Consider the following 21,655-nt stretch of genomic DNA (forward strand, 5'->3'; position numbering starts at 1 on the left):
CGGGCACGTCGGGCGGCACGACAGCACGACAGCACGACGGCAGGCAGGATCCGGGCCCCGCACGCGAACAGCGTGCGGGGCCCGCCGCGTTGCGGGGCCGTTCCGCATACAGATGACCGGACATGCGCACCAACTGTCAAGTATTTGCGAAATCGGGGCGACATATTGCGGACATCCGTAGTTGGTGGTTGAGTGAGCGCCGCCACACAGCGAGCAGCTGTGGGTTTCCCACGCTCCTGCCCAAGAGGGGTCCCACCGATGAGAAGTTCCGGGTTCCGCCGCACCTGCACCGCCGCCATAGCCTCCGCGCTCGCCCTCACTGGTCTGGCCGCGTGCGGCTCGGGCGGTGAGGACACCGCCGGGGGCAAGACGCGTATCACCGTGAACTGCATGCCGCCGAAGAGCGCCAAGATCGACCGGCAGAACTTCGAGGACGACATCAAGACGTTCGAGAAGGCCAACCCGGACATCGACGTCGTCGGCCACGACGCCTTCCCCTGCCAGGACCCGAAGACCTTCGACGCGAAGCTCGCCGGCGGTCAGATGGAGGACGTCTTCTACACGTACTTCACGGACGCCACGCACGTCGTCGACATCAACCAGGCGGCGGACATCACCTCGTACGTGAAGGAGATGAAGGGCTACAGCGACATCCAGCAGTCGCTGCGCGACGTCTACACCGTCGACGGCAAGGTCTACGGCGTCCCGCGCACGAACTACTCGATGGGCCTCCTCTACAACAAGAAGCTCTTCCAGCAGGCCGGCCTCGACCCCGCCAAGCCGCCGGCCACCTGGGAAGAGGTCCGCGCCGCCGCCAAGAAGATCGCGGGACTCGGCAAGGGCTATGTGGGATACGCCGATTACAGCGCGCAGAACCAGGGCGGCTGGCACTTCACCGCCGAGATCTACTCGCAGGGCGGCGATGTCGTCACGGCAGACGGCAAGAAGGGGAGCGTCGACACCCCCGAGGGCAAGGCCGTCCTGCAGAACCTCAAGGACATGCGCTGGACCGACAACTCCATGGGGACCAAGCAGCTCCTGATCCTCAACGACGTCCAGCAGATGATGGGCTCCGGCAAGCTCGGCATGTACATCTCCGCGCCGGACAACGTGCCGATCCTGGTCAAGGAGAAGGGCGGCAAGTACGAGGACCTCGCGCTCGCCCCGATGCCCGGCGGCAAGGGCACGCTCATCGGCGGCGACGGCTACATGTTCAGCAAGAAGGCCTCGCCCGAGCAGATCAGGGCCGGCCTGAAGTGGCTGGAGTTCCAGACGAACGCCCCGGGCACCGGGCTCAACAACTGGAAGCGCGCCGCCGATCTGAAGGCCCCCGTCGGTCTCCCCGAGCCCCGGCTGTGGACCGGCGCCACGGACGCCAAGGACCAGGAGCTCAAGAAGCAGTACGCCAACGTCCCGGTCGAGAACTACCAGGCGTTCCTGGACGGCAGCCAGCAGCTCACCGCGAAGCTGGAGCCGCCGAAGGCTCAGCAGATCTACTCGGTCCTCGACGGAGCGGTCTCCTCGGTCCTCACCAAGAAGGACGCCGACATCGACGGTCTCCTGAAGGACGCGCAGTCCAAGATCGACGGAATCCTGGCGCGAGGCTGACGCGTCGATGAAGACTGCCCAGGCCCCCCACCGGTCCGCCGCCGCGCCGCCCGCCACCCCGGGGCCGCGCCCGGCGGGCCGCGCCGCCGCGGCCCCTCTCCGCCGCAGGCTGTCCCATCAGGCGCGCGCCTACGGGTTCCTGCTCGGCGGCCTCATCTGCTTCGCGCTGTTCTCCTGGTACCCGGCGATCCGCGCGGTGATCATCGCCTTCCAGAAGTACACCCCCGGATCGGCTCCGGAGTGGGTCGGGACCGCCAACTTCACCCATGTCTTCGACGACCCCGAGTTCGGGGCGGCCTGGCGCAACACGCTCACCTTCACCCTGATCGCCCTGCTCATCGGCTTCGCGGTCCCGTTCGTGATGGCGCTCGTCCTCAACGAACTGCGCCACGCGAAGGCGTTCTTCCGGGTGGTCGTCTATCTCCCGGTGATGATCCCGCCGGTGGTCAGCGCCCTGCTGTGGAAGTGGTTCTACGACCCGGGCGCCGGTCTCGCCAACGAGGCGCTGCGCTTCCTCCACCTGCCCACCTCGAACTGGACCAACGGCGCGGACACCGCGCTCCTCTCCCTCGTCATCGTCGCGACCTGGGCGAACATGGGCGGCACGGTCCTGATCTATCTCGCCGCGCTCCAGGGCATCCCGGGGGAGCTGTACGAGGCCGCGGAGCTGGACGGCGCCAACATCTGGCAGCGCGTGCGCCATGTGACCGTCCCGCAGACCCGCTTCATCATCCTGATGCTGATGCTGCTCCAGATCATCGCCACGATGCAGGTGTTCACGGAGCCCTTCGTGATCACCGGCGGCGGACCGGAGAACTCCACCGTCACGATCCTCTATCTCATCTACAAGTACGCGTTCCTCTACAACGACTTCGGCGGGGCCTGCGCCCTGAGCGTGATGCTGCTGATCGTGCTCAGCCTCTTCTCCGCCCTCTATCTGCGGCTCACCCGCACCGACGACTGAGAGAGGAGCGCGGCGCATGATCCGACGTACCCCGGCCGTAGGCACCCCCGCTGTACGCACCCCGGCCGTACGCACCCTCGTCTCCCCGCTCGCGCTCGCGAGCACCCGGGGCAGGACGCTCTACTGGATCGTCTTCGGCGGTGTCGTCCTCGCGTTCGTCCTGGCCTTCCTGTTCCCCGTGTACTGGATGGCCTCCGGGGCCATGAAGTCCCCGGACGAACTGGTGCGGACGCCGCCGACGCTGGTTCCCGGCACCTGGCATCTCAGCGCCTACACCGATGCCTGGGACCTGATGCAGCTGCCCACGCATCTGTGGAACACCGTGGTCCAGGCCACCGGTGCCTGGGTCCTCCAGCTCGTCTTCTGTACGGCGGCGGCCTACGCCCTGTCGAAACTGAGGCCGGCGTTCGGGAAGGTGATCCTGGGCGGCATCCTCGCCACCCTGATGGTCCCCGCCCAGGCGCTGCTCGTACCGAAGTACCTGACCATCGCCGATCTGCCGCTGATCCACACCAGCCTGCTCAACGACCCGCTGGGGATCTGGCTGCCGGCCGTGGCCAACGCGTTCAACCTCTATCTGCTGAAGCGGTTCTTCGACCAGATCCCGCGCGATGTGCTGGAGGCGGCGGAGATCGACGGCGCGGGAAAGCTCCGTACCCTCTGGTCGATCCTGCTGCCCATGTCACGGCCGGTGCTCGGCGTGGTCTCCATCTTCGCGCTGGTCGCCGTCTGGCAGGACTTCCTCTGGCCGCTGATGGTCTTCTCGGACACCGGCAAACAACCCATCAGCGTCGCGCTGGTCCAGCTGTCGCAGAACATCCCGCTGTCGGTACTCATCGCCGCCATGGTGATCGCCAGTATCCCGATGGTCCTGATGTTCCTGGTGTTCCAGCGCCACATCATCGCCGGCATCAGCACCGGCAGCACCAAGGGCTGACCAGGACCCCAGGGCCGAACATCGTGAAAGGAAGTCGTATGGAAGGCAGCCCTCTGGCGCCCGCCGACACGCATTGGTGGCGGGACGCCGCCATCTACCAGATCTATGTACGCAGCTTCGCCGACGGTGACGGAGACGGCACCGGAGATCTCGCGGGCGTACGGGCGAGGCTGCCGTATCTCGTGCAGCTCGGGGTGGACGCCATCTGGTTCACCCCCTGGTATCTCTCGCCCCTCGCCGACGGCGGCTATGACGTGGCGGACTACCGCGCCATCGACCCCGCCTTCGGCACCCTCGCCGAGGCCGAGAAGCTCATCGCCGAGGCGCGTGAACTGGGTATCCGTACGATCATCGACGTCGTCCCCAACCATGTCTCCGACCAGCACGCCTGGTTCAAGGCCGCGCTGGCCGCCGGCTCCGGCAGCCCCGAGCGCGAACTGTTCCACTTCAGACCCGGGCGCGGCGAGAACGGTGAGATCCCGCCGAACGACTGGATCTCCGAATTCGGCGGCACGCCCTGGACCCGGCTGGACGACGGCGAGTGGTACCTCCATCTCTTCGCCACCGAGCAGCCCGACCTCAACTGGGCCCATCCCGCGGTGCGCCGGGAGCACGAGGACGTGCTGCGCTTCTGGTTCGAGCGGGGCGTCGCGGGCGTACGGATCGACTCGGCCGCGCTGCTCGCCAAGGACCCGGCGCTGCCGGACTTCACCGCGGGCCGCGACCCGCATCCCTATGTCGACCTCGATGAACTGCACGACATCTACCGCTCCTGGCGCGCCATCGCCGATGAGTACGACGCCATCTTCGTCGGCGAGGTCTGGCTGCCCGACACCGAGCGGTTCGTGCGCTATCTGCGCCCGGACGAGCTGCACACGGCGTTCAACTTCACCTTCCTGGCCTGTCCCTGGGACGCGGATCTGCTGCGGACCGCGATCGACGAGACGGTCGCCGAGCACGCGCCCGTCGGCGCCCCGGCCACCTGGGTGCTCTGCAACCACGATGTGACCCGCACGGTCACCCGGTACGGGCGGGAGGCCAGCGGCTTCGACTTCGCGGCCAAGGCGTTCGGCACCCCGACGGACACGGAACTCGGCACCCGTCGGGCGCGCGCCGCCGCGCTGCTCTCGCTGGCGCTCCCCGGCGCCGTCTACCTCTACCAGGGCGAGGAACTGGGGCTGCCCGAGGCGGAGATACCGCGCGACCGGATCCAGGACCCGATGCACTTCCGCTCCGGCGGCACGGACCCGGGGCGTGACGGCTGCCGGGTGCCACTGCCCTGGACGGCGGACGCGCCGTACGCGGGGTTCGGCTCGGAGACCGAACCGTGGCTGCCGCAGCCGGAGTCATGGGCCTCGTACGCCGCGGATCTCCAGGGCACCGATCCGGCGTCGATGCTCGCCCTCTACCGCGAGGCCCTGCGGCTGCGCCGTACGGAACAGGGCTTCGGGGACGGGCCGATGAGCTGGCTGGAGGCCGCTCCCGGGGTGCTGTCCTTCGCCCGTACCGACGGTCTGGTCTGTGTCGTCAACCTCGCGGAGGAACCGGCGGAACTCCCCGCCCACACACGTGTCCTGCTCACCAGCGGCCCGTTGGACGACGGGCGCCTCCCCAGGGACACGGCGGCCTGGCTGCGGAGCTGAGTCGCCAGGCACCCGCCATGGCCGTGCCGTAATGCCTCCGTCAAGGCCCCCCGTCCGCTCCGTTCGGATCCGTCCCGCTCAGGGCAGATCCCTGGGCGGACGGGGGCCGTTGTACCGGCCGCTCGGCCGCATCCGCAGCGGCCGTTCCCCGTACTCCTCGATGGCGTGCGCGATCCACCCCGCCGTACGGGCGACCGCGAAGACCGTCTCGCCCGCCTCGGCCGGCATGCCGGCGGTCACCGACAGCGCCGCCAGCGCCAGATCGACATTGGCGTGCAGCGTCACATGGCGGGCGGTGGTCGCCTCCACCTCGCGCGCCGCCGCCAGCACGGGACCCGCGCCCGGCAGCTCGGCCAGTACGGTGAACAGCGCCTCGGCGCGCGGGTCCCGGCCCGGATAGAGGCGGTGGCCGAGCCCCGGCACCCGGCGGCCGGCCCGCAGATGGTCCGCCACCACGGCCGCCGCGCTGCCCCGCTCCAGTACGTCGGTCAGCATCCGGTGGGCGAGGCCGCTGGCCGCGCCGTGCAGCGGTCCCTCCAGCACGCCGAGCCCCGCCGACACCACGGCATAGGGGTGCGCGCGGGCGGACGCGGCGACCCGGACGGCGAGCGTGGAAGCCGCCAGATCGTGGTCGATGAGCAGCGAAAGGGCCATGTCCAGGGCGCGTACGCCCGGTTCACCCGCCTCGCGCGCGGTCAGCCGCGACCACAGCCGGCGGGCCAGCAGACCGTCACCGTCCCGGGGCGGGCCGGCCGCGGGCAGCGCGTCCACGAGCGTCGGGATGAGCGTACGGGCGGTGGCCAGCACGGCGTCCCGCGAGAGGTCGAAGCGCAGCGGATCGGCGACCGACGCCGCGATCGCCGCCACCCGCAGCCGGTCGGTCGGGCCGCTGTGCGCGGGCAGTGCCCCGACCGCGCGCCGGGCGGCGGCGAGGGCCTCGGCGGGGGCGGTGAACCGTACCCCCGTCCGCAGCGTGTCCGTCCAGAGCCAGTCGGCGATCTCCTCGTAGTGGAAGCGCCGGGCCAGCTCCGTCGCGTCCACGCCCCGGAAGTAGTAGCGGTCCCTGTCGATGAGCGTGACGCCGGTACGGATCTGGAGGGCGTCGCCGCCCGTCGAGGGCTCGCGCCTTCCCCTGCGGACGAGCGCGTCGACCTCTCTGGCGTCGAAGGTGCTGCCGCGTCCCGTCGGATCGCGGCGGCTGGACAGCTGGCCGCGGCTGACATACGCGTAGACCGTCTCCGGCTTCACCCCGAGCCGCTCGGCCGCCTCCCGGGTGGTCAGCCGCTGTTCCTCGTCGTCCATGTCCTCACCGTACATGTATTGATTCAATCAATATTGACAGTGATTGAGTACAGCATGGACAGTCGGATCAAGCCCAAGGAGGAATCATGCCGACCACCGGGACCACCACCCCCGCCACCACGCCCGCCGTCACCCCGGCCAGCGCTCCGGCCCCCGCCGCCGTACCGCGCGGACTCGCCGGCGTCGTCGTCACCGACACCGCGCTCGGGGATGTCAGGGGAGCCGAGGGCTTCTACCACTACCGCCAGTACTCGGCCGTCGAACTCGCGCAGAAGAGGGGCTTCGAGGACGTCTGGTATCTGATGTTCCACGGTGAACTGCCGGACGCGGCCCGGCGGGCGGAGTTCACCGAGCGGACCGCCCGCCTGCGCCGGCTGCCCGAGGACGTCAGGGCCGCACTGCCTGTCATCGCCGGAGCCTCCGCCCGGTCAGGACCGCTCGCCGGGCTGCGCACCGCCCTCTCGCTCTTCGGCGCCTCCGCCGGGCTGCGCCCGCTGTACGACATCGACGCCGATGAGCGCCGTACGGACGCCCTCGCGGCCTGTGCCGCCGTACCGACCATGCTGACCGCCCTGTACCGGCTCGGCCGGGGACTGGAACCGGTCGAACCGCGCGACGATCTGCCCCACGCCGCCAACTACCTCTATATGCTCACCGGTTCGGAACCGGACCCCGAGCGGGCGCGGGCGATCGAGCGCTATCTGATCTCCACCATCGACCACGGCTTCAACGCCTCCACCTTCACCGCCCGGGTCATCGCCTCCACCGGCGCCGATCTGGCCGCCGCTCTGGTGGGGGCAGTCGGGGCGCTCTCGGGGCCGCTGCACGGCGGCGCGCCCAGCCGGGCCCTCGACACTCTCGACGCCATCGGAACCGTGGACCGTATCGACCCCTGGATCAGGGAACGCGTCGGCGCGGGGGACCGGATCATGGGCTTCGGGCACCCCGTCTACCGCACCGAGGACCCCCGCTCCCGCATGCTGCGCGAGATCGCCGAGAGCTTCGGCGGCCCGCTGACCGACTTCGCCGTCCAGGTCGAGTCCCGGGTCGAGGCGATCCTCGCCGAACTGAAGCCGGGCCGCGAGCTGCACACCAATGTGGAGTTCTACGCGGGCGTGGTCATGGAGCTGTGCGGGCTGCCGCGCGCGATGTTCACGCCGACCTTCGCCGCCGCGCGGGTGGTCGGCTGGAGCGCCAATATCCTGGAGCAGGCGGAGGACTCCAAGATCATCCGCCCGGCGGCCCGTTACGTGGGACCGCCCCCGCCCCAGCCGGTGCCGGCCGGCTGAGCGGGACGGAACCGACCCGGCACGGAGGCGCGCGCGTGAGCAGGAAGCAGATCCCGGTGGTCGTCCTCACCGGCTTTCTGGGATCGGGCAAGACCACCTTGCTCAACCATCTGCTGCGCCGCCGCGCGGGTAACAGGATCGCGGTGGTCGTCAATGACTTCGGCGCCATCGAGATCGACACCATGACCGTCGCCGGACAGGTCGGCTCGACGGTCTCGCTCGGCAACGGCTGTCTGTGCTGCGCCGTGGACGCGAGCGAACTCGACGGCTATCTGGAGCGGCTGACCCGGCCGTCCGCCCGGATCGACATCGTCGTCATCGAGGCCAGCGGACTGGCGGAACCGCAGGAACTCGTCCGGATGATCCTCACCGGCGACCATCCGCACGCCGTGTACGGGGGACTGGTCCAGGTCGTCGACGCCGCCGAGTTCGACGCCACCCGGGCACGCCATCCCGAGATCGACCGGCATATCTCGATCGCCGATCTCGTGGTGCTCAACAAGACCGACCGGGTGGCGGAGACGGAACACCGGCGCATCCTCGCCACCCTGGACGGACTGGGCCCGGGGACGCCGGTGGTCTCCGCCACGTACGGACGGATCGACCCGGAACTGCTCTTCGACCCCGCGGTCCGTCCCGACGAGGAGGAGAAGGCGCGCCAGCTCTCCTTCGAGGACCTGTACGAGGACGCGCACCCCGCCCACGACGATCACGCGTCCCACGACGGCCATCTCCACGCGGCCTACGAGAGCGTGTCGTTCACCGCCGGGGCCCCGATGAACCCGCGGCGGCTCATGGCCTTCCTCGACTCCCGGCCCCCGGGGCTCTACCGGATCAAGGGATTCGTCGACTTCGGCCCTGCCGACCCGGCCAACCGCTACGCCCTGCACGCGGTCGGCCGGGCGCTGCGCTTCCACCCGGCGCCCTGGGGCCGCGGCGAGGAACGTCTCACCCAACTGGTGCTGATCGGCTCGGGAATCGACCGGGAGGTCCTGCTCAAGGAGCTGCACGCCTGCCAGGAGACGGAACCGCGGGCAGCGCGGGACGCCGCCGCGGACCAGAGCGGCATGTGGGGCGTCCTGCGCTATGTACCCGATCTGACCGAGCCCGAGCCCGGGTACGAGACCGGCTCCGGGCCCGAAGGCCCGGAGCCGGACATGCCGTGAGCGAACCGCTCGTCAGTGCGCGGGACCGGCCAGTGACTCGACCGCCTTCGTGAACGGCGTGCCGGAGCCGTCCCGGCGCGGGTCGGGCTCCGGCAGCTCCACGGGAGCGCCGGCCTTGGTGGCCGCCCGTGCCGGACTCGCTCCCGCCCAGGCCAGGACCAGCATGTCCTCGCCCTTCAGGAACCGGTGACAGCGCACACCGCCCGTCGCCCGGCCCTTGCGCGGGTACTGGTCGAACGGGGTGAGCTTGGCCGTACGCACCGAATCGTCCAGCGTGCCGTGCGAGCCGGTGACCGTGAAGACCACGCCGTCCACCGCCGGATCGACCGCCGTGAACGAGATCACCGAGGCGCCCTCGGTGAGCTTGATGCCCGCCATACCGCCCGCGGGCCGGCCCTGCGGCCGTACCTGCGCGGCCGGATACCGCAGCAGTTGGGCGTCGGAGGTGATGAACACCAGATCCTCCTCGCCCGTCCGCAGCTCAGCGCCGCCGACGATCCGGTCGCCCTCCTTGAGGCTGATGACCTCCAACTCGTCCTTGTTGGACGGGTAGTCGGGCACCACGCGCTTGACGACGCCCTGGAGCGTGCCCAGCGCGAGCCCCGGGGACGACTCGTCCAGCGTGGTCAGACAGACCAGCTCCTCGTCACCCTCCAGCGCGAGGAACTCCGCAACGGGCGCCCCGCCCGACAGACTCGGCGCCGAGGCCGTGTCCGGCAGCTGGGGCAGATCGATCACCGCGATCCGCAGCAGCCGTCCGGTGGAGGTCACCGCGCCGATATCGCCGCGCGCCGTCGCCGGCACGGCCGAGACGATCACATCGTGCTTGACGCGCTTGCCGTCACCGCCCTCCAGGGGCTCGCCGTTGACCGTACGGGCCAGCAGACCGGTGGACGAGAGCAGCACCCGGCACGGGTCGTCCGCGACCTCCAGCGGCACCGACGCGACGGACGAACTCGCGGACTCCAGCAGCACCGTGCGCCGGGGAGTGCCGAACTTCTTCGCCACCGCGGCCAGTTCGGACGAGACCAGCTTGCGCAGCTCGGCGTCCGACTCCAGGATCCCGGTCAGCTCGTCGATCTCGCCGTTGAGCCGGTCGCGCTCGCTCTCCAGCTCGATCCGGTCGAAGCGGGTGAGCCGGCGCAGCGGCGTGTCCAGGATGTACTGCGTCTGGATGTCGCTGAGCGAGAAGCGCTCGATCAGCCGCTCCTTGGCCTGCGCGGAGTTGTCGCTCGACCGGATGAGCCGGATGACCTCATCGATGTCGATGAGCGCGACGAGCAGTCCCTCGACCAGGTGAAGCCGGTCACGCCGCTTCGTCCGCCGGAACTCGCTGCGCCGCCGTACCACCGTGAAGCGGTGGTCGAGATAGACCTCAAGCAGCTCCTTGAGGCCCAGCGTGAGCGGCTGGCCGTCGACCAGCGCCACATTGTTGATCCCGAAGGTCTCCTCCATCGGCGTGAGCTTGTAGAGCTGCTCAAGCACCGCCTCGGGCACGAAACCGTTCTTGACCTCGATCACCAGGCGCAGTCCGTGCGCGCGGTCCGTGAGGTCCTTGACGTCCGCGATGCCCTGGAGCTTCTTGGCGGAGACCAGATCCTTGATCTTCGCGATCACCTTCTCGGGACCGACCGAGAACGGCAGTTCCGTGATGACCAGGCCCTTGCGGCGCGCGGAGACGTCCTCGACCGTCGCGGTGGACCGGATCTTGAACGTGCCCCGGCCCTTCTCGTAGGCGTCCTTGATGCCGGTCAGCCCGACGATCCGGCCACCGGTGGGCAGATCGGGACCCGGCACGAAACGCATCAGCGTCTCCAGGTCCGCGCCCGGGTGCTTGATCAGATGGCGCGCGGCGGCCACGACCTCCCCCAGGTTGTGCGGCGGCATGTTCGTCGCCATGCCGACCGCGATCCCCGAGGCGCCATTGACCAGCAGGTTCGGATACGCGGCCGGAAGCGTGACCGGTTCCTGCTCCTGGCCGTCGTAATTCGACTCGAAATCGACGGTGTCCTCGTCGATCGACTCCGTCATCAGTGACGTGGCGTCGGCCATCCGGCACTCGGTGTAACGCATGGCGGCCGGCGGGTCGTCGTTACCGAGCGAACCGAAGTTGCCATGGCCGTCCACCAGCGGCAGCCGCATCGAGAACGGCTGTGCCATGCGGACCATGGCGTCATAGATCGACGCGTCTCCGTGCGGGTGGAGCTTGCCCATCACCTCACCGACGACGCGCGCGCACTTCACATAGCCGCGGTCGGGGCGCAGGCCCATCTCGTTCATCTGGTACACGATGCGGCGGTGCACCGGCTTCATACCGTCGCGGGCGTCCGGCAGGGCCCGGGAGTAGATCACCGAGTAGGCATACTCAAGGAAGGAGCCCTGCATTTCATCGACCACGTCGATGTCGAGGATCTTCTCCTCGAAGTCCTCCGGCGGCGGGGTCTTCGTGCTGCGGCGGGCCATCGCTGCTGCGGCTCCTTCACAGGTTTTGAACGGCAACTTCTCTGACTGACGCGGACCATTGTGGACCGCGCCACTGACAACCCCGACCTCGACCCGTCGTTGGGCACGCGTCGGGGGTGTGCGGCACCGGGAACTTCGCCAGGTGCGAGCACGCTTGCATACAGTGGCAGGACTTCTCCATATCGCGATCGAAGGGACGTACATGCCCATGGGTCACACGGCCACAGCGCAGGCCGGTTCCGGCGGCCTGACAGCGACCGAGCACCGCCTGGCCAACGGCCTGCGCGTGGTGCTCTCCGAGGACCACCTGACCCCGGTCGCCGCGGTGTGCCTCTGGTACGACGTCGGCTCACGCCACGAGGTCAAGGGCCGTACGGGACTCGCCCACCTTTTCGAGCACCTGATGTTCCAGGGCTCGGCGCAGGTGAAGGGGAACGGCCACTTCGAGCTGGTGCAGGGGGCCGGCGGCTCCCTGAACGGCACCACCAGCTTCGAGCGCACCAACTATTTCGAGACGATGCCCACCCACCAGCTGGAGCTGGCGCTCTGGCTGGAAGCCGACCGGATGGGCTCACTGCTCGCCGCGCTCGACGACGAGTCCATGGAGAACCAGCGGGACGTCGTCAAGAACGAGCGCCGCCAGCGGTACGACAATGTGCCCTACGGTACGGCCTTCGAGCGGCTGACCGCGCTCGCGTACCCCGAGGGGCATCCGTACCACCACACCCCGATCGGCTCGATGGCCGACCTGGACGCGGCCACCCTGGAGGACGCCCGCGCGTTCTTCCGTACGAACTACGCGCCGAACAACGCGGTGCTCTCGGTCGTCGGCGACATCGACCCCGAGCAGACGCTCGGCTGGATCGAGAAGTACTTCGGCTCGATCCCGTCCCACGACGGCAAGCAGCCGCCGCGCGACGGCTCGCTCCCCGACACCATCGGTGAGCAGCTGCGCGAGGAGGTCCACGAGGAGGTCCCGGCGCGCGCGCTGATGGCCGCCTACCGGCTGCCGCACGACGGCACCCGCGAGTGCGACGCCGCGGATCTGGCACTGACCGTCCTCGGCGGCGGCGAGTCCTCCCGGCTGCACAACCGGCTGGTACGCCGTGACCGGACCGCGGTCGCCGCGGGCTTCGGGCTGCTGCGCCTGGCGGGCGCGCCCTCCCTCGGCTGGCTGGACGTGAAGACGTCCGGCGGTGTCGAGGTCCCGGAGATCGAGGCCGCGGTCGACGAGGAGCTGGCACGCTTCGCCGTCGAGGGCCCGACCGCCGAGGAGATGGAGCGGGCCCAGGCCCAGCTGGAGCGCGAGTGGCTGGACCGGCTCGGTACGGTCGCCGGCCGCGCCGACGAGCTGTGCAGGTTCGCCGTTCTCTTCGGCGACCCGCAGCTGGCGCTGACCGCCGTGACCCGCGTGCTGGACGTCACCGCCGAAGAGGTACGGGCCGTCGCCGCGGCGCGGCTGCGCCCCGACAACCGCGCGGTGCTGGTCTACGAGCCGGTCACCGCCGACGGCGACGACGCCTCCGCCGATGAAGACGAGACCGACGAGCACGAGGGGGCGGACCAGTGACCGACGCTGCCGTGACCATGGACTTCCACCCGCGCCCGACGGCCGGCGAGGCCCGGCCCTGGGCCTTCCCCGCCCCCGAGCGCGGCGCTCTCGACAACGGCCTGACGGTGCTGCGCTGTGACCGTCCCGGGCAGCAGGTGGTTGCGGTCGAGATCAATCTCGACGCCCCGCTGGACGCCGAGCCCGAGGGGCTCGACGGCATCGCCACGATCATGGCGCGGGCGTTCTCCGAGGGCACCGACAAGCACAGCGCCGAGGAGTTCGCCGCCGAGCTGGAGCGCTGCGGCGCCACGCTCGACGCGCACGCCGACCACCCGGGCGTCCGGATCTCCCTGGAGGTCCCCGTCTCCCGGCTGCCCAAGGCGCTCGGCCTGCTCGCCGAGGCGCTGCGGGCCCCCGCCTTCGCGGACAGCGAGGTCGAGCGGCTCGTACGCAACCGCCTCGACGAGATCCCGCACGAGACCGCCAACCCGAGCCGCCGCGCCGCCAAGCAGCTCTCCAAGGAGCTGTTCCCGGCGTCCTCGCGCATGTCACGGCCGCGCCAGGGCACCGAGGAGACGGTGGAGCGCATCGACGCCGCGGGCGTGCGCGCCTTCTACGAGGCGCATGTACGCCCCGCCACGGCCACCGCCGTGATCGTCGGTGATCTCACCGGCGTCGATCTGGACGAGGTCCTCGCCGACACCCTCGGCACCTGGACCGGCGACACCGCCGCGCCCCGTCCCGTACCGCCCGTGACCGCCGACGACACGGGCCGCGTGGTGATCGTGGACCGGCCGGGCGCCGTCCAGACCCAGCTGCTGATCGGCCGCATCGGCGCCGACCGGCACGACCGTGTCTGGCCCGCGCAGGTCCTCGGCACGTACTGCCTGGGCGGCACGCTCACCTCCCGGCTCGACCGCGTGCTGCGCGAGGAGAAGGGCTACACCTACGGTGTACGGGCCTTCGGCCAGGTGCTGCGCTCCTCGTCGCCCGACGCCCCGGGCGGTGCGACCGGCGCGGCGATGCTCGCCATCAGCGGCTCCGTGGACACCGCGTCCACCGGCCCGGCGCTGGACGACCTCTGGCAGGTCCTGCGCACGCTCGCGGCCGAGGGGCTGACCGACGCCGAGCGCGATGTGGCCGTCCAGAACCTGGTGGGGGTGGCCCCGCTGAAGTACGAGACGGCGGCCTCCGTCGCGAGCACGCTGGCCGACCAGGTCGAGCAGTTCCTCCCGGACGACTTCCAGGCGCGGCTGTACGCGCGGCTGGCCGAGACCGGCACCGTCGAGGCGACGGCCGCGGCCGTCAACGCCTTCCCGGTGGACCGGCTCGTGACCGTGCTCGTCGGCGACGCCGCGCAGATCAAGGAGCCGGTCACGGCTCTCGGGATCGGCGAAGTGACGGTCGTCACCGGCTGATCCGGCCTCTTCGGGGAACCCCGGCGGCATCGGCCGCCGGGGTTCCCCTTTATGTCCCTATTTGTTGGGGAGAGTGGCCGTCTGCCCTGTGGTGTGCGCTACAAAGGGGCCTGTCTGTTTGGTGATTGAAAGACGACCCGCTTAACGTCGGTCCGGCTGTTCGCCAGTTCGCCGCGTCCGCGGCATCGGACAGTCATCGCCGAGTCCCCGTCAGGCGCGAGCCCGGGGAGCCGGGGACCCGTGAAGTCCCTGGGGTGAATCGGGTGTCGTCTGCTGCCCTGTGCGGCAGAAGCGCCCGTAGGAGACCTTCCTGCTCCGAACCCGTCAGCTAACCCGGTAGGCGAGAAGGAAGGAAAGGACCAGCCACTCCATGGCGTTCACCCGTGCCACCGGGAAGCATCGTGCCCGCGGCCGTATGAGCCGCGGGAGCGTGCGCGTCGCGGGTGCCGCGACGCTCACCGCCACCGGTGTCATCAGCACCCTCGCCGCTTCCCCGGCGCTCGCCGCCGACACGGACGTAGCCGCCGCGCAGACCGGTCTGACCCAGGCCCTGGTCATCAACGACTCCCTCGCCGGCACCATCGACGCCCAGGCCGACGCGCAGCGCCGGGCCGCCGCCGAGGCCAAGGCCAGGGCCGCAGCGAAGGCGGAGGCGGCGCGCAAGGCCGAGGCCCGCGCCCAGGAGATCCGCGCGGAGAAGGAGCGCGCGGCCAGGACCGCCGAGCGCGAGCGCCTCAACGCCTTCCAGCTCCCCATAGCCGGCTCGTACGTCACCACCGGGTACCGGGCGGGTGGCTCGCTCTGGTCCTCCGGCAGCCACTCGGGCGTCGACTTCCGCGCCGCCTCCGGCACATCCGTCGTGGCCGTCGGGACGGGCACCGTGGTCGAGGCGGGCTGGGGCGGCTCGTACGGCAACAACATCGTGCTGCGGATGAGCGACGGCACCTACACCCAGTACGGCCACCTCTCCTCGATCGGCGTCGCCGTCGGCCAGAGCGTCACCCCGGGGCAGCGGATCGGCCTCTCGGGCGCGACCGGCAACGCCACCGGACCGCACCTCCACTTCGAGGCCAGGACGGGCCCCGACTACGGCTCGGACATCGACCCCGTCGCGTATCTGCGCGCGCACGGCGTGAACGTCTGACCACTCCGCTCCTCAGGACTGTCCGCTGGCCAAAAGATATCCATGGATTCCGGGCACCCATCGGAAATTCGCGATGATTGCAATAGAGTCACGGAACAGGCGTCAATCGGCAGCGTTTCGCGCGGATTAAGGCGGAGGTTCGGACATGCGCATTCCCGCGCACTCGGTATGCACGGCGATTCGCGACGACATCGTGTCCGGCGTATTCGAACGTGGCAGCCGGCTCACGGAGGAGCAGCTGGCACGGCGCTACGGCGTCTCCCGCGTCCCGGTGCGCGAGGCCCTGCGCACGCTGGAGTCGGAGGGCTTCGTGACCACCCGCCGCCATGTCGGCGCCTGCGTGGCCGAGCCCACCGAGCAGGAGGCGGCGGACCTGCTCGAAGTGCGGCTGCTGCTGGAGCCGCTCGGCGCCGCGCGCGCCGCCCAGCGCCGTACGGAAGCCCATCTCAAGGTCCTGCGCGGCCTGGTCAGACTGGGTCAGGAGCGGGCCCGCAGAGGCCAGGGCGAGGATCTGCGCTCGCTCGGCGCCTGGTTCCACGAGACGCTCGCCCAGGCGTCGGGAAGCCCGGCGCTCACCGCCCCGCTCACCCAGCTCCGGCACAAGATCGCCTGGATGTACGTGGTCGACCAGCCCGCCAGCCCCGCGGAGTCCTGGGCGGAGCACGGCGCGATCGTGGACGCCGTGGCGCGCGGCGACGCGGAGCGGGCGCGGACGCTGACGGCGCTGCACGCGGAGCGGACCGCGGCGGTGCACCGGCTGAAGCGGCCGGAGCGCGGCCAGGAAAAGGTGAGGGCTTCGCAACATGCCGTAAACATCGCGAGCGTCCGCAATTAACAATCACGCCGTATACAAAGAAGAGAAATAGTCGGGGCGCCCTTTTTGCTGCCCGTGCGATTCCCCGCTGTTTCCGCTGCCCGCACGGAAAACGGAGCCGCGGTCCACTGGAATTCAGCGGACCGCGGCTCCGTCGTGGAAATACGTTCAGACCGTCTCGGGAAGCTCGTCGAGCCCTTCGGCGACCAGCTTCGCCAGCCGGTCCAGAGCGGCGTCCGCGCCCTCCGCCTCGGAAGCGAGCACGACCTCCTCGCCGCCCTGCGCGCCCAGGCCGAGCACCGCGAGCATCGACGCGGCGTTGACGGGGTTGCCGTCGGCCTTCGCGATCGTCACCGGGACGCCGGCGGCCGTGGCGGCGCGGACGAAGATGGAGGCGGGACGGGCGTGCAGGCCCTCGGCCCAGCCGACATTGACGCGGCGCTCAGCCATGGTGTTGCCCTTCAAGTCTCAAAAACGATGTCTAGACCAGAGTCTCATGTGCCGCGGAGTGCCCCCGTGCCGACCCCGGACGGACCTCCACCGCGACATCGGAACCGCCCCGGAACCGCCCCGGAACCGCCCCAGGACCCGGGCCGCGGCGCCGCCCGCGCCGTAGGCTTTGCCCATGGAGACGCCGCCGGACCATGCGTACCCCGATCACTGGGAAGCGGACGTGGTGCTGCGCGACGGAGGCACCGCGCGGATCAGGCCCATCACCACCGCCGACGCGGAACGGCTGGTCAGCTTCTACGAACAGGTCTCCGACGAGTCGAAGTACTACCGGTTCTTCGCCCCCTACCCACGCCTCTCCGACCGGGACGTGCACCGCTTCACCCACCACGACTACGTGGACCGGGTGGGCCTCGCCGTCACGGTGGGCGGCGAGTTCATCGCGACCGTACGGTACGACCGCATCGACGAGCGGGGGCTCCCGGCGACCGCGCCCGCCGACGAGGCCGAGGTCGCCTTCCTCGTCCAGGACGCGCACCAGGGACGCGGTGTCGCCTCGGCCCTGCTGGAGCACATCGCGGCGGTCGCCCGCGAACGGGGTATCCGGCGCTTCGCCGCCGAGGTGCTCCCCGCCAACAACAAGATGATCAAGGTGTTCCGGGACGCCGGATACACGCAGAAGCGCAGCTTCGAGGACGGCTCGGTACGCCTCACCCTGGACCTCGAACCCACCGCCGAATCGCTCGCCGTCCAGCGGGGCCGCGAGCAGCGCGCCGAGGCGCGCTCGGTGCAGCGCCTGCTCACGCCGGGCTCGGTCGCGGTCGTCGGCACCGGACGCGTGCCCGGCGGGGTCGGCCGCACCGTCCTGCGCAATCTGCTCGAAGCGGGCTTCACCGGACGCGTGTACGCGGTGAACCACGCCTTCGCCGAGGATCTGCGCGCGCTCGACGGCGTCCCCGCCTTCCGGTCCGTCGCGGAGATCGGTGACCCCGTCGACCTCGCGGTCCTCGCCGTACCGGCCAGGCAGGTGCCGGAAGCGGTCGCGGACTGCGGCCGGCACGGCGTCCGCGGTCTGGTGGTCCTCTCCTCCGGTTACGCGGAGAGCGGGCCCGAGGGCCTGGAGCGCCAGCGCGAACTGGTCCGGCAGGCCCGCTCGTACGGGATGCGCATCATCGGCCCCAACGCGTTCGGGATCATCAACACGGCGGAAGCCGTCCGGCTGAACGCCTCGCTCGCGCCCGAGCCGCCCGACCGCGGCCGTATCGGACTGTTCACCCAGTCGGGAGCCATCGGTATCGCCCTGCTCTCCGGGCTCTACCGGCGCGGTGCGGGCCTGTCGTCCTTCATCTCCGCGGGCAACCGCGCGGACGTCTCCGGCAACGACATCCTCCAGTACTGGTACGAGGACCCGGACACCGATGTCGCGCTCCTCTACCTCGAATCGATCGGCAACCCGCGGAAGTTCACCCGGCTCGCCCGGCGTACGGCGGCGCTGAAGCCGGTCGTGGTCGTGAAGGGCGCGCGGCACAGCGGCAGCGCGCCGCCCGGACACGCGGTCCCGGTCACCCGTATCCCGGACGCGACGGTCTCGGCGCTGCTGCGGCAGGCCGGGGTGATCCGGGTCGACACGGTCACCGAACTGGTCGACGCGGGCCTCCTGCTCGCCTCGCAGCCCCTGCCGGCCGGCCCGCGCGTCGCGATCCTCGGCAACTCCGAATCCCTCGGTCTGCTCACCTACGACGCCTGCCTGACGGAGGGCCTGCGCCCCTCGCCGCCGCGCGACCTCACCACCGCCGCGACCCCGGAGGACTTCCGCGCCGCCCTCACGATGGCCCTGTCCGACCCGGCCTTCGACGCGGTCGTGGTGACCGCGATCCCGCACGTGGGGGAGACCGGGACCACCGACCCCGCCAACGGAGGCGCCCTGGGCACCGCACTGCGCGAGGCCGTGGCCGGCGCCCCGGGGAAGCCGGTCGCGGTGGTCCATGTGGAGATCGACGGCCTGGCGGAGGCGCTGGCCGCGGTGGAGGGCAGCGCGCGTGGCCCGGTCGCGCCAGAGGCCACGCCCCCGCGCCCCGCCAGTGCACCGCCCGCCCCCGCTGAACCGCCCGCATCCGCCTCCTCCGGCCGCGTCCCCGCCTACCCCGCCGCCGAACGCGCCGTCCGCGCGCTCGCCGAAGCCGTCCGGTACGCGCAGTGGCGACGCCAGAGCGCCGAGCCCGGCAAGGTCCCCGAGTCCCTCGACGACGCCATCGACGAGAGCGCCGCCGCCGCGCTCATCGAGCGGCTGCTCGGCGACACCCCCGACCCCCACGGCGTACCGCTCGGCGCCGCCGACACACGGGAACTGCTCGGGCTGTACGGCATCCCCGTACGCCCCACCCTCCCCGCGCCCGGCCCCGACGACGCCGTCGCCGCGGCGGAGCGGCTCGGCTACCCCGTCGCGCTGAAGACCACCGCGCCCCATCTGCGCCACCGCTCCGACCTCGGGGGCGTACGGCTCGACCTCGCCGACGAGGCACAACTGCGCCTCGCCCACCGTGAGCTGACCGAGACCCTCGGCGGCCCCGCCGAGCTGCGGCCCGTCGTCCAGGCCATGGCCCCGCGCGGCGTGGACACCGTCGTACGGGCCGCCATCGACGCCGCCGCCGGAGCCGTGCTCTCCTTCGGACTCGCCGGAGCGCCCTCCGAACTGCTCGGCGATCTCGCCCACCGGCTCGTACCGGCCACCGACCGCGATGTCGCCGAACAGATCAGATCCATCCGCTCGGCGCCCCTGCTGTTCGGCTGGCGCGGCTCCACACCGGTCGACACCCCCGCCCTGGAGGAACTGCTCCTGCGGGTCTCCCGGCTGGTCGACGACCATCCCGAGATCGTCTCCGTCACCCTGGAGCCCGTGGTCGTCGCCACGCGCGGACTCACCGTCCTCGGCGCGAACGTCCGCCTCGCACCGCCGCCCGCCCGCGACGACCTCGGCCCGCGCCGGCTTCCCAGCTACTGAGCGCCGCTCGTGTCCTGGAGGTTCCGGCCGGATGAGCCCCGTACGGGGCGTCTCCGGCAGCCATCCGGCCACCGTAGGATGGAGCCCATGGCGAAGACCGGTACGACGACCCAGGGGCTGCGCACGGCGATCGAGCGCAGCGGCTACTACCCGGCTCTCGTGGCCGAGGCGGTGGAGGCCGCAGTCGGTGGCGAGCCGATCGCGTCGTACGTGGTGCACCAGGAGACCACCTTCGACGCCAACGAGGTGCGCCGGCATGTCACCGTCCTCGTCCTGACCGCCCACCGCTTCATCGTGAGCCACACCGACGAGCAGGCCGCCGACTCCAGCTCCCCGACCCCGTACGCCACCACCTCCACCGAGTCGGTCAAGCTCGACCGGATCTCGTCGGTCGTGGTCAGCCGCGTCGTCGCCAACCCGGAGTCCTACACCCCCGGCACCCCGCCGCGCGAAGTCGTCCTCACCATCGGCTGGGGCGCCGTCTCCCGGATCGATCTGGAGCCCGCCGCCTGCGGCGACCCCAACTGCGAGGCGGACCACGGCTACACCGGCAGCTCCACCGCCGACGATCTGAGCCTGCGCGTCAGCGAGGCCGGAGACGGCCCGGACACCGTCCGCCAGACGCTCGCGTTCGCCCAGGCACTCTCCGAAGCCACCGCCGCCGGCACGGCGCCCGGCCGCTGATGGCCGCCGAAGCCCTCTGGCAGGACCCCGTCCCGCTCGCCCTCGACACCGCGCCGCTGCCCGAGTACGGCAGCGGCTCGCTCGCCGATCTGCTGCCCACGCTCGCGGCCGGCCAGGGCGTACCGAACCTGACCGCGGGCATCCCCGAACTGACCCCCGCCGACCGGAACTGCGTCTTTCTGATCGACGGCCTCGGCTGGGAACAGATCAAGGCCCACCCCGACGAAGCTCCGTATCTGACCTCGCTGCTCGGCAGCTCGCGCGGCAACACGGGCCGCCCCCTCACCGCGGGCTACCCGGCCACCACCGCGACCTCCCTCGCCTCCGTCGGTACGGGCCTGCCGCCCGCCGCACACGGCCTGCCCGGCTACACCGTCCGCGACCCCGCGACCGGCGCGCTGATGAACCAGCTCCGCTGGAAGCCCTGGACCGCGCCGCACGTCTGGCAGCCGTACCCCACCGTCTTCCAGCTCGCCGACGCCGCGGGCGTCCACACCGCCCAGGTCTCGTCGCCGACCTTCGCCCACACCCCGCTCACCAAGGTCGCGCTCAGCGGCGGGACCTTCCTCGGCCGGCTCTCCGGCGAGGAGCGGATGGATCTCGCGGCCGAGCAACTCGGCGCGGGGGACCGGTCGCTGGTCTACACGTACTACAGCGAGGTCGACGGCAAGGGCCATCGCTTCGGTGTCGACTCCGACGCCTGGCGCGGCCAGTTGATGTATGTCGACCGGCTCGCCCAGCGCCTCGCCGAGCAACTGCCGCCCCGGGCCGCGCTCTACGTGACCGCCGACCACGGCATGATCGACATCCCCTTCGACGAGGAGTCGCGCATCGACTTCGACGAGGACTGGGAGCTGCGCGCCGGGGTGGCGCTGCTCGGCGGCGAGGGCCGGGCCCGCCATGTCTACGCCGTACCGGGCGCCGAGAGCGATGTGCTCACCGTCTGGCGCGAGGTGCTCGGCGACCGCTTCTGGGTGGCGAGCCGTGACGAGGCGATCGCGGCGGGCTGGTTCGGACCGCCCGGCGCGATGGACGAGCGGGTGTACGACCGGATCGGCGATGTCGTCGCGGCGGCCCACGACGTGGTGGCGATCACCGCCTCCGTACAGGAGCCGCACGAGTCGGCGATGGTCGCGATGCACGGTTCGATGACCCCCGTCGAGCAGCTGGTCCCGCTGCTCGAAGTACGCTCTTAGGGCCTGACGGACCGCTTGTCGCGG

The 21,655-nt window shown here is 70.9% G+C and carries 16 protein-coding genes and 1 riboswitch; of the genes, 13 read left to right on the top strand and 3 right to left on the bottom strand.

Going from position 1 to position 21,655, the window contains the following annotated elements; translation table 11 throughout:
- Positions 1-258 precede the first annotated feature (258 nt).
- From IF11_RS0104875 to IF11_RS0104890, 4 genes are read left to right on the top strand one after another with little or no spacing between them, the layout of a single operon-like run.
- On the top strand, positions 259-1,608 hold the full coding sequence (locus tag IF11_RS0104875) for an ABC transporter substrate-binding protein (RefSeq protein ID WP_030350155.1): 1,350 nt from the start codon (positions 259-261) through the stop codon (positions 1,606-1,608).
- 7 nt (positions 1,609-1,615) lie between these two features.
- Positions 1,616-2,572 (top strand): carbohydrate ABC transporter permease, encoded by a 957-nt coding sequence (locus IF11_RS0104880; RefSeq protein ID WP_030350156.1) that lies wholly within the window; start codon positions 1,616-1,618, stop codon positions 2,570-2,572.
- A 16-nt stretch (positions 2,573-2,588) separates the two neighbouring features.
- Positions 2,589-3,509, top strand: a complete 921-nt coding sequence (locus tag IF11_RS0104885) for a carbohydrate ABC transporter permease (protein WP_051745515.1) — start codon at positions 2,589-2,591, stop codon at positions 3,507-3,509.
- Between the two features lie 38 nt (positions 3,510-3,547).
- Positions 3,548-5,152, top strand: coding sequence for a glycoside hydrolase family 13 protein (locus IF11_RS0104890; RefSeq protein WP_030350158.1), 1,605 nt, complete (start codon positions 3,548-3,550; stop codon positions 5,150-5,152).
- A gap of 78 nt (positions 5,153-5,230) precedes the next feature.
- Here IF11_RS0104890 and IF11_RS0104895 read toward each other — a convergent pair whose 3' ends face one another.
- Positions 5,231-6,454 (bottom strand): citrate synthase, encoded by a 1,224-nt coding sequence (locus IF11_RS0104895; protein ID WP_030350159.1) that lies wholly within the window; start codon positions 6,452-6,454, stop codon positions 5,231-5,233.
- 86 nt (positions 6,455-6,540) lie between these two features.
- On the opposite strand from IF11_RS0104895, the gene IF11_RS0104900 reads away from it, so the two are divergent.
- On the top strand, positions 6,541-7,743 hold the full coding sequence (locus tag IF11_RS0104900) for a citrate synthase (protein ID WP_030350160.1): 1,203 nt from the start codon (positions 6,541-6,543) through the stop codon (positions 7,741-7,743).
- Between the two features lie 35 nt (positions 7,744-7,778).
- Positions 7,779-8,909 (top strand): CobW family GTP-binding protein, encoded by a 1,131-nt coding sequence (locus tag IF11_RS0104905; protein WP_030350161.1) that lies wholly within the window; start codon positions 7,779-7,781, stop codon positions 8,907-8,909.
- Positions 8,910-8,921: 12 nt separating this feature from the next.
- Here IF11_RS0104905 and IF11_RS0104910 read toward each other — a convergent pair whose 3' ends face one another.
- A complete protein-coding gene (locus IF11_RS0104910) occupies positions 8,922-11,372 on the bottom strand; it encodes a DNA gyrase/topoisomerase IV subunit A (protein WP_030350162.1) in 2,451 nt (816 codons plus the stop codon).
- A gap of 202 nt (positions 11,373-11,574) precedes the next feature.
- Between IF11_RS0104910 and IF11_RS0104915 the strand changes: the two genes are divergently transcribed.
- The 4 genes from IF11_RS0104915 (at position 11,575) to IF11_RS0104930 (ending at position 16,321) form a co-directional block, all read left to right on the top strand.
- Positions 11,575-12,942 carry a M16 family metallopeptidase gene (locus tag IF11_RS0104915; RefSeq protein WP_206300697.1) on the top strand — a complete coding sequence of 456 codons (1,368 nt, stop codon included), beginning with the start codon at positions 11,575-11,577 and terminating at the stop codon, positions 12,940-12,942.
- Positions 12,939-14,342 (top strand): M16 family metallopeptidase, encoded by a 1,404-nt coding sequence (locus tag IF11_RS0104920; RefSeq protein WP_030350164.1) that lies wholly within the window; start codon positions 12,939-12,941, stop codon positions 14,340-14,342. The genes IF11_RS0104915 and IF11_RS0104920 overlap by 4 nt, the downstream gene beginning before the upstream one ends.
- Positions 14,343-14,529: 187 nt before the next feature.
- A riboswitch (cyclic di-AMP (ydaO/yuaA leader) is annotated at positions 14,530-14,699 on the top strand.
- A 13-nt stretch (positions 14,700-14,712) separates the two neighbouring features.
- Complete coding sequence (locus tag IF11_RS0104925; protein ID WP_030350165.1) at positions 14,713-15,486, top strand: M23 family metallopeptidase; 774 nt, start codon at positions 14,713-14,715, stop codon at positions 15,484-15,486.
- A gap of 145 nt (positions 15,487-15,631) precedes the next feature.
- Entirely contained in the window at positions 15,632-16,321 is a 690-nt protein-coding gene (locus IF11_RS0104930) for a GntR family transcriptional regulator (protein ID WP_030350166.1), read from the top strand.
- Between the two features lie 147 nt (positions 16,322-16,468).
- On the opposite strand, the gene IF11_RS0104935 is transcribed toward IF11_RS0104930, so the two are convergent.
- Complete coding sequence (locus IF11_RS0104935) at positions 16,469-16,750, bottom strand: HPr family phosphocarrier protein (protein ID WP_030350167.1); 282 nt, start codon at positions 16,748-16,750, stop codon at positions 16,469-16,471.
- 175 nt (positions 16,751-16,925) lie between these two features.
- On the opposite strand from IF11_RS0104935, the gene IF11_RS0104940 reads away from it, so the two are divergent.
- From IF11_RS0104940 to IF11_RS0104950, 3 genes are all read left to right on the top strand, one after another.
- Entirely contained in the window at positions 16,926-19,751 is a 2,826-nt protein-coding gene (locus tag IF11_RS0104940; RefSeq protein ID WP_030350168.1) for a bifunctional acetate--CoA ligase family protein/GNAT family N-acetyltransferase, read from the top strand.
- 87 nt (positions 19,752-19,838) lie between these two features.
- Entirely contained in the window at positions 19,839-20,435 is a 597-nt protein-coding gene (locus IF11_RS0104945; RefSeq protein WP_030350169.1) for a DUF5998 family protein, read from the top strand.
- On the top strand, positions 20,435-21,631 hold the full coding sequence (locus IF11_RS0104950) for an alkaline phosphatase family protein (RefSeq protein ID WP_030350170.1): 1,197 nt from the start codon (positions 20,435-20,437) through the stop codon (positions 21,629-21,631). The genes IF11_RS0104945 and IF11_RS0104950 overlap by 1 nt, the downstream gene beginning before the upstream one ends.
- The last annotated feature ends 24 nt before the right edge of the window (positions 21,632-21,655 follow it).

The organism is Streptomyces scopuliridis RB72 (genome assembly GCF_000718095.1).
GTDB lineage: Bacteria > Actinomycetota > Actinomycetes > Streptomycetales > Streptomycetaceae > Streptomyces > Streptomyces scopuliridis.

Excerpts from the sequence above, each read along its gene's own strand:
- IF11_RS0104875 (WP_030350155.1), top strand. The coding sequence starts at position 259 with ATGAGAAGTTCCGGGTTCCGCCGCACCTGCACCGCCGCCATAGCCTCC.
- IF11_RS0104880 (WP_030350156.1), top strand. The coding sequence starts at position 1,616 with ATGAAGACTGCCCAGGCCCCCCACCGGTCCGCCGCCGCGCCGCCCGCC.
- IF11_RS0104885 (WP_051745515.1), top strand. The coding sequence starts at position 2,589 with ATGATCCGACGTACCCCGGCCGTAGGCACCCCCGCTGTACGCACCCCG.
- IF11_RS0104890 (WP_030350158.1), top strand. The coding sequence starts at position 3,548 with ATGGAAGGCAGCCCTCTGGCGCCCGCCGACACGCATTGGTGGCGGGAC.
- IF11_RS0104895 (WP_030350159.1), bottom strand. The coding sequence starts at position 6,454 with ATGGACGACGAGGAACAGCGGCTGACCACCCGGGAGGCGGCCGAGCGG.
- IF11_RS0104900 (WP_030350160.1), top strand. The coding sequence starts at position 6,541 with ATGCCGACCACCGGGACCACCACCCCCGCCACCACGCCCGCCGTCACC.
- IF11_RS0104910 (WP_030350162.1), bottom strand. The coding sequence starts at position 11,372 with ATGGCCCGCCGCAGCACGAAGACCCCGCCGCCGGAGGACTTCGAGGAG.
- IF11_RS0104915 (WP_206300697.1), top strand. The coding sequence starts at position 11,575 with ATGCCCATGGGTCACACGGCCACAGCGCAGGCCGGTTCCGGCGGCCTG.
- IF11_RS0104925 (WP_030350165.1), top strand. The coding sequence starts at position 14,713 with ATGGCGTTCACCCGTGCCACCGGGAAGCATCGTGCCCGCGGCCGTATG.
- IF11_RS0104930 (WP_030350166.1), top strand. The coding sequence starts at position 15,632 with ATGCGCATTCCCGCGCACTCGGTATGCACGGCGATTCGCGACGACATC.
- IF11_RS0104935 (WP_030350167.1), bottom strand. The coding sequence starts at position 16,750 with ATGGCTGAGCGCCGCGTCAATGTCGGCTGGGCCGAGGGCCTGCACGCC.
- IF11_RS0104940 (WP_030350168.1), top strand. The coding sequence starts at position 16,926 with ATGGAGACGCCGCCGGACCATGCGTACCCCGATCACTGGGAAGCGGAC.
- IF11_RS0104945 (WP_030350169.1), top strand. The coding sequence starts at position 19,839 with ATGGCGAAGACCGGTACGACGACCCAGGGGCTGCGCACGGCGATCGAG.
- IF11_RS0104950 (WP_030350170.1), top strand. The coding sequence starts at position 20,435 with ATGGCCGCCGAAGCCCTCTGGCAGGACCCCGTCCCGCTCGCCCTCGAC.